This window comes from Pantoea sp. JGM49 (genome assembly GCF_018257655.1).
Lineage (GTDB): Bacteria > Pseudomonadota > Gammaproteobacteria > Enterobacterales > Enterobacteriaceae > Pantoea > Pantoea communis.
Map to the genome: position 1 here is coordinate 16604 of NZ_JAERJM010000028.1, position 9498 is coordinate 26101.

20 protein-coding genes are annotated in these 9498 nt (G+C 50.3%); all 20 read right to left on the reverse strand.

Annotated features, from left to right (window positions below; genetic code table 11):
• Window positions 1-5: 5 nt before the first annotated feature.
• Window positions 6-539 (reverse strand): 50S ribosomal protein L6, encoded by a 534-nt coding sequence (rplF, locus tag JK231_RS24855; protein WP_034830740.1) that lies wholly within the window; start codon window positions 537-539, stop codon window positions 6-8.
• Between the two features lie 12 nt (window positions 540-551).
• Entirely contained in the window at window positions 552-944 is a 393-nt protein-coding gene (gene rpsH, locus JK231_RS24860) for a 30S ribosomal protein S8 (protein WP_007891668.1), read from the reverse strand.
• A gap of 32 nt (window positions 945-976) precedes the next feature.
• On the reverse strand, window positions 977-1282 hold the full coding sequence (gene rpsN / locus JK231_RS24865) for a 30S ribosomal protein S14 (RefSeq protein WP_006120592.1): 306 nt from the start codon (window positions 1280-1282) through the stop codon (window positions 977-979).
• Between the two features lie 14 nt (window positions 1283-1296).
• Window positions 1297-1836: a 50S ribosomal protein L5 gene (rplE, locus tag JK231_RS24870; protein ID WP_013510763.1), complete on the reverse strand. Its 540-nt coding sequence runs from the start codon at window positions 1834-1836 to the stop codon at window positions 1297-1299.
• A 14-nt stretch (window positions 1837-1850) separates the two neighbouring features.
• Window positions 1851-2165 (reverse strand): 50S ribosomal protein L24, encoded by a 315-nt coding sequence (rplX, locus tag JK231_RS24875; RefSeq protein WP_034830741.1) that lies wholly within the window; start codon window positions 2163-2165, stop codon window positions 1851-1853.
• A gap of 10 nt (window positions 2166-2175) precedes the next feature.
• A complete protein-coding gene (gene rplN / locus JK231_RS24880; RefSeq protein ID WP_006120590.1) occupies window positions 2176-2547 on the reverse strand; it encodes a 50S ribosomal protein L14 in 372 nt (123 codons plus the stop codon).
• A gap of 169 nt (window positions 2548-2716) precedes the next feature.
• Window positions 2717-2971 (reverse strand): 30S ribosomal protein S17, encoded by a 255-nt coding sequence (gene rpsQ / locus JK231_RS24885; protein WP_008104738.1) that lies wholly within the window; start codon window positions 2969-2971, stop codon window positions 2717-2719.
• Window positions 2971-3159, reverse strand: coding sequence for a 50S ribosomal protein L29 (rpmC, locus tag JK231_RS24890; protein WP_034830743.1), 189 nt, complete (start codon window positions 3157-3159; stop codon window positions 2971-2973). Before rpmC ends, rpsQ begins: the two co-directional genes overlap by 1 nt.
• Window positions 3159-3569: a 50S ribosomal protein L16 gene (gene rplP / locus JK231_RS24895; RefSeq protein ID WP_002438716.1), complete on the reverse strand. Its 411-nt coding sequence runs from the start codon at window positions 3567-3569 to the stop codon at window positions 3159-3161. Before rplP ends, rpmC begins: the two co-directional genes overlap by 1 nt.
• Window positions 3570-3581: 12 nt before the next feature.
• Window positions 3582-4280: a 30S ribosomal protein S3 gene (gene rpsC / locus JK231_RS24900; protein WP_034830744.1), complete on the reverse strand. Its 699-nt coding sequence runs from the start codon at window positions 4278-4280 to the stop codon at window positions 3582-3584.
• 17 nt (window positions 4281-4297) lie between these two features.
• Window positions 4298-4630, reverse strand: coding sequence for a 50S ribosomal protein L22 (gene rplV, locus JK231_RS24905; RefSeq protein ID WP_007891659.1), 333 nt, complete (start codon window positions 4628-4630; stop codon window positions 4298-4300).
• Window positions 4631-4643: 13 nt separating this feature from the next.
• A complete protein-coding gene (gene rpsS, locus JK231_RS24910) occupies window positions 4644-4922 on the reverse strand; it encodes a 30S ribosomal protein S19 (RefSeq protein ID WP_001138115.1) in 279 nt (92 codons plus the stop codon).
• Between the two features lie 16 nt (window positions 4923-4938).
• The gene (rplB, locus tag JK231_RS24915; RefSeq protein WP_034830746.1) at window positions 4939-5760 is read right to left on the reverse strand and encodes a 50S ribosomal protein L2; all 822 of its coding nucleotides are present in this window, start codon (window positions 5758-5760) and stop codon (window positions 4939-4941) included.
• 17 nt (window positions 5761-5777) lie between these two features.
• Window positions 5778-6080, reverse strand: coding sequence for a 50S ribosomal protein L23 (gene rplW / locus JK231_RS24920; RefSeq protein WP_034830749.1), 303 nt, complete (start codon window positions 6078-6080; stop codon window positions 5778-5780).
• On the reverse strand, window positions 6077-6682 hold the full coding sequence (gene rplD, locus JK231_RS24925) for a 50S ribosomal protein L4 (RefSeq protein WP_034830751.1): 606 nt from the start codon (window positions 6680-6682) through the stop codon (window positions 6077-6079). Before rplD ends, rplW begins: the two co-directional genes overlap by 4 nt.
• Window positions 6683-6692: 10 nt before the next feature.
• Window positions 6693-7319, reverse strand: a complete 627-nt coding sequence (gene rplC, locus JK231_RS24930; protein WP_038644330.1) for a 50S ribosomal protein L3 — start codon at window positions 7317-7319, stop codon at window positions 6693-6695.
• A 32-nt stretch (window positions 7320-7351) separates the two neighbouring features.
• On the reverse strand, window positions 7352-7663 hold the full coding sequence (gene rpsJ / locus JK231_RS24935) for a 30S ribosomal protein S10 (RefSeq protein WP_006120582.1): 312 nt from the start codon (window positions 7661-7663) through the stop codon (window positions 7352-7354).
• A gap of 323 nt (window positions 7664-7986) precedes the next feature.
• Entirely contained in the window at window positions 7987-8469 is a 483-nt protein-coding gene (bfr, locus tag JK231_RS24940; protein WP_034830757.1) for a bacterioferritin, read from the reverse strand.
• A 104-nt stretch (window positions 8470-8573) separates the two neighbouring features.
• Window positions 8574-8768, reverse strand: a complete 195-nt coding sequence (gene bfd, locus JK231_RS24945; protein WP_034830760.1) for a bacterioferritin-associated ferredoxin — start codon at window positions 8766-8768, stop codon at window positions 8574-8576.
• A gap of 178 nt (window positions 8769-8946) precedes the next feature.
• The coding region (locus JK231_RS24950; protein ID WP_249221839.1) for an EF-Tu/IF-2/RF-3 family GTPase at window positions 8947-9498 on the reverse strand (552 nt) is incomplete at its 5' end.

Here is a 9498-nt window from a genome sequence, read left to right on the forward strand (position 1 = left end):
TTACCTTACTTCTTCTTAGCCTCTTTGGTACGCACGACTTCGTCGGCGTAACGAACACCCTTGCCTTTGTAAGGCTCAGGACGACGGTAGGCGCGCAGATCCGCTGCAACCTGACCAATCAGCTGTTTATCAGCGCCTTTCAGCACGATCTCAGTCTGAGTTGGACATTCAGCAGTGATGCCGGCCGGCAGTGCATGGTCAACAGGGTGAGAGAAGCCCAGGGCCAAGCTCACAGAGTTGCCTTTAACAGCTGCACGATAACCAACACCAACCAGTTGCAGCTTCTTGGTGAAGCCTTCGGTAACACCGATAACCATGCCGTTCAGCAGCGCACGAGCAGTACCTGCCTGTGCCCAAGCGTCCGAGAAGCCTTCGCGTGGAGCGAAAGTCAGGGCGTTGTCTGCATGCTTAACTTCTACAGCACTGTTGATAGTACGAGTCAGCTCGCCGTTTTTGCCTTTGATCGAAACTTCCTGACCGTTGAGTTTTACCTCTACGCCCGCAGGAACAACGACAGGTGCTTTTGCAACACGAGACATTTTATCCTCCGATTACGCTACGTAGCAGATAATTTCGCCACCAAGACCAGCCTGGCGCGCTGCACGATCAGTCATGACACCTTTAGAGGTAGAGATTACAGCGATGCCCAGACCAGCCATTACTTTTGGCAGCTCATCTTTTTTCTTATAGATGCGCAGACCTGGACGGCTAACACGCTGAATGCTCTCTACCACAGCCTTGCCCTGGAAATACTTTAAAGTAACTTCCAGCTCAGACTTGATGTCGCCTTCGATTTTAAAATCTTCAATGTAGCCTTCTTCCTTCAGCACGTTGGCAATTGCCACTTTCAGCTTGGAGGAAGGCATAGAGACCGCAACTTTGTTCGCGGCCTGACCGTTACGGATACGGGTCAGCATATCCGCGATCGGATCTTGCATGCTCATCTGTGTTACTCCCGTGATTCAAATGGTGACAATTACCAGCTAGCCTTTTTCAGACCCGGGATTTCACCGCGCATTGCGGCTTCACGGACCTTGATACGGCTCAACCCAAACTTCCGCAGGAAACCGTGCGGACGACCTGTCTGACGGCAGCGGTTACGCTGACGGGAAGGGCTGGAATCACGCGGCAGACTCTGCAGCTTGAGAACGGCATCCCAACGATCTTCGTCGGATGCGTTCACATCAGAAATGATCGCTTTCAGTTCTGCGCGCTTAGCGAAGAACTTGTCTGCTAATTTCACACGCTTTACTTCGCGTGCTTTCATCGATTGCTTAGCCATTAAGTAACCCTACCTTACTTGCGGAACGGGAAGTCAAAGGCAGCCAGCAGAGCACGGCCTTCATCATCAGATTTCGCAGTAGTGGTAATGGTAATATCCAAACCACGAACGCGATCGACTTTGTCATAATCGATTTCTGGGAAGATGATCTGCTCACGAACGCCCATGCTGTAGTTACCGCGACCATCGAAAGACTTAGCAGACAAGCCGCGGAAGTCACGAATACGTGGTACAGCAATAGTGATCAGGCGCTCAAAGAACTCCCACATGCGCTCGCCGCGCAGAGTTACTTTACAGCCGATCGGATAGCCCTGACGGATTTTGAAGCCTGCAACTGATTTGCGTGCTTTGGTGATCAACGGTTTTTGACCGGAGATTGCTGCCAGGTCAGCTGCTGCGTTATCCAGCAGTTTCTTGTCAGCGATCGCTTCACCAACACCCATGTTCAGGGTGATCTTCTCGACCCGAGGGACTTGCATGACAGAATTGTAGCCGAACTCAGTCATGAGTTTCTGGACTACTTCGTCTTTGTAGTAATCATGCAGTTTCGCCATCGTACTACTCCAAATTACTTGATAGTTTCGCTATTAGACTTGAAGAAACGGACTTTTTTGCCTTCTTCGAATCTAAAGCCTACACGGTCAGCCTTGCCGGTTGCCGCATTGAAGATTGCAACGTTAGAAACCTGAATAGCAGCTTCTTTTTCAACGATGCCGCCTGGTTGGTTCAGAGCCGGAACCGGCTTCTGGTGTTTCTTAACCAGGTTGATACCTTCAACGATGACCTTACCAGAAGTCAGGACATTCTTTACTTTACCGCGTTTACCTTTGTCTTTACCGGTAATCACGATAACTTCGTCGTTACGACGGATTTTCGCTGCCATTGCTCGCTCCTTAGAGTACTTCTGGTGCCAGAGAGATAATTTTCATGAACTTTTCAGTACGAAGTTCACGAGTTACCGGCCCAAAAATACGCGTACCGATAGGCTGCTCGCTGTTATTGTTTAAAATAACGCATGCATTACCATCGAAGCGAATGACAGAACCGTCCGGGCGACGAACACCCTTCCTGGTGCGCACCACTACCGCCTTCAGGACATCACCTTTCTTAACTTTACCGCGAGGAATTGCTTCCTTGATGGTAACTTTAATGATGTCGCCGACGCCTGCGTAGCGACGGTGCGAGCCACCCAGAACCTTGATACACATTACGCGACGTGCACCGGAGTTGTCGGCGACGTTCAGCATAGTCTGTTCTTGGATCATTTTAGTGCTCCGCTAATGTCAACTACTACTTCGGGACCCAAACCTCAGGTCGTTAAAAAGCCCCATAATTGAGGGCGCGGCATTATAACACCGGTTCTCGCAGATGGGTAGAAAAAATGAACGGCTCAGACGAGCCGTTCATTTTATTTTTTAGAGGAAGCGGATTCTATTACAGAACCGCTTTCTCTACAACGCGAACCAGCGCCCAAGACTTAGTCTTAGACAGTGGACGGGTTTCGCGGATTTCTACCACGTCACCGATTCCACATTCGTTGTTCTCGTCATGGATGTGCAGCTTAGTCGTACGCTTGATGAACTTACCGTAGATCGGGTGTTTCACGACACGTTCGATAGCAACTACTGCAGATTTCTGCATTTTGTCACTAATTACACGACCCTGCAGAGTACGGATTTTATCGGTCATTACGCCGCCTTCTCAGTCAGTAAAGTCTTAACACGTGCAACATTACGACGCACTTGCTTCAGCAGATGGGTCTGCTGCAGCTGGCCGGATGCTGCCTGCATGCGCAGGTTGAATTGCTCACGCAGCAGGTTAAGAAGCTCAGCGTTCAGCTCTTCAACGCTTTTTTCACGCAGCTCATTTGCTTTCATTACATCACCGTCTTAGTAACAAAGGTGGTTTTGATAGGCAGTTTTGCTGCTGCCAGCTTGAATGCTTCACGGGCAAGCTCTTCCGGAACACCGTCCATTTCATACAGGACTTTACCCGGTTGGATCAGGGCAACCCAATACTCCACGTTACCCTTACCTTTACCCATACGCACTTCAAGCGGCTTCTCGGTGATCGGTTTGTCCGGGAATACACGGATCCAGATCTTACCTTGACGCTTAACTGCACGGGTCATAGCACGACGTGCTGCTTCGATCTGACGAGCAGTCAGACGACCACGGCCAACAGCTTTCAGACCGAAAGTACCGAAGCTGACATCCGTACCCTGCGCCAGACCACGGTTGCGGCCTTTGTGCACTTTACGGAATTTCGTACGCTTTGGTTGTAACATCAGCGACTCTCCTTACTTACGGCCTTTACGCTGCTGCTTTTTAGGTTGAGCAGCCGGTTCCGGTTGTTCAACAGCAGCCATACCACCCAGGATCTCACCTTTGAAGATCCATACCTTAACGCCGATTACACCATAAGTGGTGTGCGCTTCAGAGGTGTTGTAGTCAATGTCTGCACGCAGAGTGTGCAGTGGCACGCGACCTTCACGGTACCATTCGGTACGTGCGATCTCGGCTCCGCCCAAACGGCCGCTAACTTCAACTTTAATACCCTTCGCGCCCAGACGCATTGCGTTCTGAACAGCACGCTTCATCGCACGACGGAACATCACACGACGCTCCAGCTGTGAAGTGATGCTATCAGCAACCAATTTAGCGTCCAGTTCCGGTTTACGGACTTCGGCGATATTGATCTGTGCAGGAACGCCAGCGATTTTCGCTACGACCGTGCGCAGTTTTTCTACGTCTTCACCTTTCTTACCGATAACGATACCCGGGCGAGCGGTGTGAATGGTCACACGGATGCTCTTAGCCGGACGCTCGATAACGATACGAGATACAGACGCTTTAGCCAGTTCCTTAGTCAGGAACTGACGTACTTTAAAATCGCTGTCCAGGTTGTCAGCGAATTCTTTGGTGTTCGCAAACCAGGTAGAGTTCCATGGTTTTACAATACCCAGGCGAATACCATTAGGATGTACTTTCTGACCCATTGCTAGTCTCCAGAGTCTCAGCGATCGGACACAACCACAGTAATGTGGCTGGTGCGCTTCAGGATGCGATCTGCACGACCTTTCGCACGCGGCATAATGCGCTTCATGCTTGGGCCTTCGTCTACGAAGATTTTCGCGACTTTCAGATCGTCGATATCAGCGCCATCGTTGTGTTCGGCGTTCGCAATGGCAGATTCCAGGACTTTCTTAACCAACACAGCAGCTTTCTTGTTGGTGTAGGTCAGAATATCCAGAGCCTGCGACACTTTCTTACCGCGAATCAGGTCAGCAACAAGGCGGACCTTCTGAGCAGAAGAACGAGCATGGCGATGTTGAGCAATAGTTTCCATCTCTTCCTCCTACTTATTTCTTCTTGGCTTTCTTATCTGCAGCATGGCCGCGATAAGTACGTGTCGGTGCAAATTCACCCAGTTTGTGGCCGACCATTTCGTCGGATACAAAGACAGGAACGTGCTGACGACCATTATGGACAGCGATGGTCAAACCGATCATGTTAGGGAAGATCGTTGAACGACGGGACCAAGTGCGCAGGGGCTTCTTGTCACCGCTTTCCACCGCTTTCTCTACCTTCTTCAGCAAGTGCAGGTCAATAAAAGGACCTTTCTTGAGAGAACGTGGCATGGCTTATCCTCTAAAATTATTTGCTACGGCGACGTACGATAAATTTATCAGTACGCTTGTTGCTACGGGTCTTCTTACCTTTGGTCTGAACGCCCCACGGAGTTACCGGGTGCTTACCAAAGTTACGACCTTCACCACCACCGTGCGGGTGATCGACTGGGTTCATCGCAGTACCGCGAACGGTAGGACGAACACCACGCCAACGGGTTGCACCAGCTTTACCCAGAACGCGCAGCATGTGCTCAGCGTTACCGACTTCGCCCAGGGTTGCGCGGCAGTCGATTTCGACTTTACGCATTTCGCCTGAACGCAGACGCAGGGTTACGTAGGAACCATCACGCGCAACGATCTGCACGTAAGTACCAGCTGAGCGAGCAATCTGACCGCCTTTGCCTGGTTTCATTTCTACGTTGTGAACGGTAGAACCCACCGGGATGTTACGCATTGGCAGGGTGTTACCTGCTTTAATCGCAGCATCAACGCCAGATTGAACCTGATCACCAGCTTTCAGGCCTTTAGGGGCCAGGATGTAACGGCGCTCGCCATCTTTGTACAGAACCAGTGCGATGTTCGCAGAACGGTTCGGATCGTACTCAAGACGCTCAACAACTGCTGGGATACCATCTTTGTTGCGTTTGAAGTCAACAATACGGTAAGCCTGCTTGTGACCACCACCGATATGACGGGTAGTGATACGACCATTGTTGTTACGACCACCGGATTTGCTGTTTTTTTCTAACAGCGGAGCAAAAGGTTTGCCCTTGTGCAGCTCTGGGTTCACCACTTTAACTACGTGACGACGACCCGGAGATGTCGGTTTACATTTAACAACTGCCATTGTCTTTCTCCTCCGACTTACTCAGCGCCGCCGACGAAGTCCAGATTCTGGCCTTCCTTCAGGGTGACGTAAGCTTTTTTCCAGTCGCTACGACGACCGATACGCTGTCCGTGACGCTTAACTTTACCCTTAACAACCAGGGTGTTTACGTCTTTAACTTCAACTTCGAACAGCTTCTCAACAGCAGCAACGATCTCTGCTTTGGTCGCGTCTTTAGCAACTTTGAGAACGATGGTATTGCTTTTTTCCATCGCAGTAGATGCTTTTTCAGATACGTGCGGTGCACGTACGACTTTCAGCAGACGTTCTTCACGGATCATGCCAGCATCTCCTCAACTTGCTTAACTGCTTCCGCAGTCATAACGACTTTGTCGAAGGCGATCAGGCTAACTGGGTCGATACCTGCTGCATCACGCACGTCAACCTTGTACAGGTTACGCGCAGCCAGGAACAGATTCTCATCCAGTTCACCGGTGATGATCAGCACGTCTTCCAGCGCCATGTCTTTCAGTTTCTGTGCCAGCAGCTTAGTTTTAGGCGCTTCTACAGAGAACGTCTCGACAACGATCAGACGGTCCTGACGTACCAGTTCGGACAGGATGCTTTTCAGCGCGCCGCGGTACATCTTCTTGTTAACTTTTTGACTGTGGTCCTGTGGACGCGCAGCGAAGGTCACGCCACCTGAACGCCAGATCGGGCTCTTTACAGAACCTGAACGCGCACGGCCGGTACCTTTCTGGCGCCAAGGCTTTTTGCCTGAACCAGTTACTTCAGCACGAGTTTTCTGCGCACGAGTACCCTGACGAGCACCAGCGGCATAAGCAACAACAACCTGGTGAACCAGCGCTTCGTTGAAATCACGACCGAAGGTAGTTTCGGAAACAGTCAGCGCGCTCTGCGCGTCTTTCAGTACTAATTCCATTGCTATCCCCTTACGCCTTCACAGCTGGTTTAACAATCAGGTCGCTGCCGGTTGCACCCGGGACAGCACCTTTGACCAGCAGCAGGTTGCGCTCAGCGTCAACACGTACCACTTCCAGGCTCTGAACGGTTACGCGCTCGTTACCCAGTTGACCAGCCATTTTCTTGCCTTTGAACACTTTGCCCGGAGTCTGGTTCTGACCGATAGAACCCGGAACGCGGTGAGACAAGGAGTTACCGTGTGTAGCGTCCTGGGTACGGAAGTTCCAGCGCTTAACGGTACCTGCGAAACCTTTACCTTTAGAGGTACCGGTAACGTCTACTTTTTTAACGTCAGCGAAAATTTCAACACTGATGCTCTGGCCTACTGAGTACTCTTCACCTTCGGTGCGGAATTCCCACAGACCACGGCCAGCTTCAACGCCAGCTTTAGCAAAATGACCTGCTTCCGGCTTGCTCACACGGTTTGCTTTTTTAGCACCGGTGGTCACCTGGATAGCCTGGTAACCGTCGTTTTCCAGGCCTTTGACCTGAGTAACGCGGTTTGCTTCAACTTCGATTACGGTTACTGGGATTGAAACGCCATCTTCAGTGAAGATGCGAGTCATGCCCACTTTTTTACCGACTAAACCAATCATTGTATCAACCTCTCAATCGCTCGATGACCTGATTAACCCAGGCTGATCTGCACGTCAACACCGGCAGCCAGATCCAGACGCATCAGTGCATCAACGGTTTTTTCAGTTGGCTCAACGATGTCTACCAGACGCTTGTGAGTACGGATCTCGTACTGATCGCGCGCGTCTTTGTTAACGTGCGGAGAGATCAGAACGGTGAAACGCTCTTTGCGAGTTGGCAGCGGGATCGGACCACGTACCTGCGCACCAGTGCGCTTGGCAGTCTCAACGATTTCCGCGGTTGATTGATCGATCAGGCGATGATCAAACGCTTTAAGACGGATACGGATTCTTTGGTTCGACATGAGACCAAGGCTCCAAACATTTTATAAACGAAAAGAATTACTACCCACACCCATTACGATTGATGGAGGAGTGTAATCGTTCAGCATATAACTCCCCAATCGGGAGTATTGTCAGGTGATACATAGCTTGCTATCACCTGCGATTCTGCTCGAATCGCGCCATACCAATATCGGCAGGCCCGCGCATTATACGCAAATCAGTTCAGGAAGCAACCCGTGATGCGTTTTTAACCACATCAATTGCGGACTAAATCCGAAAAAGCCTGTATGGGGCTCGATATTTCCCCCTACAGGCTCTGTGACATTGCTACAACGAAAGGGTTTTAGTCTGTGCTTTCTTCTTTTAATTGCGCCTGCAGGTAATTCTGCAAACCGAGTTTTTGAATCAGGTCGAGTTCTGTTTCAAGCCAGTCAATGTGATGCTCTTCCTCACCCAGAATCTCAATCATCATGTCGCGGCTGACGTAATCATGCACCTTGTCGGCATAGGCAATCGCTTCACGTAAATCCTTCGCCCCTTCTAACTCCAACGTCAGATCGGATTGCAACATTTCCGGGACATCTTCACCAATACGCAACCGGCCGAGATCCTGCAAATTTGGAATCCCTTCAAGGAAAAGAATGCGCTCGATGTATTTGTCCGCATGCTTCATTTCATCGATGGATTCGTGATACTCGACATCGTTGAGGCGAATAAGCCCCCAGTTTTTGAACATACGTGCATGAAGAAAGTACTGATTAATCGCAACCAGTTCATTCCCCAGCAGTTTATTGAGATGAGTTATGATTTTACTGTCGCCCTTCATTTTGCTTCCTCCGCTTCCAGGTAAATAGATCGTAGATGCGGATAAAAAGAAGTCAAAAAAACAGGACTGTTTTTGTGGTTATTGCCAGAGGCTGTCGAGTCGACCTAAGCGATTTCTTTGTACAGCGGTACCTTCTGCAGCTCATCATCCATAATCTCGCGCGCAAAACGGATGCACTTACCACACTGTTTTCCGATAGGAACCAGTTGACGAAGATGTTGGATCGATTTGGGCTGATAGCGACGCACTACTTCACGGAGGGTTTTGTCACTCACGGCATTACACAGACAGACGTACATTTACTGCGACTCCAGTACAAATTCCGATCAAAGTGTAAATGAGAATGGTTTTTATTTCAAACGTAGCTTTTGTGTGGGATTGGCTTGAGCGGTGAATTTCAGGCAAAAAAAAAGAGCACAGAAGTGCTCTCTTTTCGTGCTGCGGTGGCTACCTAAGCAACCACCGACATTAACGCAATTAAGCGAGAACTTCAGCAACAACGCCCGCACCAACAGTACGGCCGCCTTCACGGATTGCGAAACGCAGACCCTGGTCCATCGCGATTGGGTGGATCAGCTCAACGGTCATTTTCACGTTGTCGCCTGGCATTACCATCTCAACGCCTTCTGGCAGCTCAACGTTACCAGTCACGTCAGTAGTACGGAAGTAGAACTGTGGACGGTAGCCTTTGAAGAACGGAGTATGACGGCCGCCTTCGTCTTTAGACAGTACGTATACTTCTGATACGAACTTGGTGTGTGGCTTGATGGTGCCTGGCTTAGCCAGTACCTGACCACGCTGGATGTCTTCACGCTTGATACCGCGCAGCAGAACACCACAGTTTTCACCCGCCTGACCCTGGTCCAGCAGCTTACGGAACATTTCAACGCCAGTACAGGTAGACTTAACAGTCGCCTTGATACCAACGATTTCAACTTCGTCGCCCACTTTAACGATACCGCGCTCAACACGACCGGTTACAACAGTACCACGGCCTGAGATTGAGAATACGTCTTCGATTGGCAGCAG

Coding starts and splice junctions, on each gene's coding strand:
- rplF (WP_034830740.1), bottom strand. CDS start 539: ATGTCTCGTGTTGCAAAAGCACCTGTCGTTGTTCCTGCGGGCGTAGAG.
- rpsH (WP_007891668.1), bottom strand. CDS start 944: ATGAGCATGCAAGATCCGATCGCGGATATGCTGACCCGTATCCGTAAC.
- rpsN (WP_006120592.1), bottom strand. CDS start 1,282: ATGGCTAAGCAATCGATGAAAGCACGCGAAGTAAAGCGTGTGAAATTA.
- rplE (WP_013510763.1), bottom strand. CDS start 1,836: ATGGCGAAACTGCATGATTACTACAAAGACGAAGTAGTCCAGAAACTC.
- rplX (WP_034830741.1), bottom strand. CDS start 2,165: ATGGCAGCGAAAATCCGTCGTAACGACGAAGTTATCGTGATTACCGGT.
- rplN (WP_006120590.1), bottom strand. CDS start 2,547: ATGATCCAAGAACAGACTATGCTGAACGTCGCCGACAACTCCGGTGCA.
- rpsQ (WP_008104738.1), bottom strand. CDS start 2,971: ATGACCGATAAAATCCGTACTCTGCAGGGTCGTGTAATTAGTGACAAA.
- rpmC (WP_034830743.1), bottom strand. CDS start 3,159: ATGAAAGCAAATGAGCTGCGTGAAAAAAGCGTTGAAGAGCTGAACGCT.
- rplP (WP_002438716.1), bottom strand. CDS start 3,569: ATGTTACAACCAAAGCGTACGAAATTCCGTAAAGTGCACAAAGGCCGC.
- rpsC (WP_034830744.1), bottom strand. CDS start 4,280: ATGGGTCAGAAAGTACATCCTAATGGTATTCGCCTGGGTATTGTAAAA.
- rplV (WP_007891659.1), bottom strand. CDS start 4,630: ATGGAAACTATTGCTCAACATCGCCATGCTCGTTCTTCTGCTCAGAAG.
- rpsS (WP_001138115.1), bottom strand. CDS start 4,922: ATGCCACGTTCTCTCAAGAAAGGTCCTTTTATTGACCTGCACTTGCTG.
- rplB (WP_034830746.1), bottom strand. CDS start 5,760: ATGGCAGTTGTTAAATGTAAACCGACATCTCCGGGTCGTCGTCACGTA.
- rplW (WP_034830749.1), bottom strand. CDS start 6,080: ATGATCCGTGAAGAACGTCTGCTGAAAGTCGTACGTGCACCGCACGTA.
- rplD (WP_034830751.1), bottom strand. CDS start 6,682: ATGGAATTAGTACTGAAAGACGCGCAGAGCGCGCTGACTGTTTCCGAA.
- rplC (WP_038644330.1), bottom strand. CDS start 7,319: ATGATTGGTTTAGTCGGTAAAAAAGTGGGCATGACTCGCATCTTCACT.
- rpsJ (WP_006120582.1), bottom strand. CDS start 7,663: ATGTCGAACCAAAGAATCCGTATCCGTCTTAAAGCGTTTGATCATCGC.
- bfr (WP_034830757.1), bottom strand. CDS start 8,469: ATGAAGGGCGACAGTAAAATCATAACTCATCTCAATAAACTGCTGGGG.
- bfd (WP_034830760.1), bottom strand. CDS start 8,768: ATGTACGTCTGTCTGTGTAATGCCGTGAGTGACAAAACCCTCCGTGAA.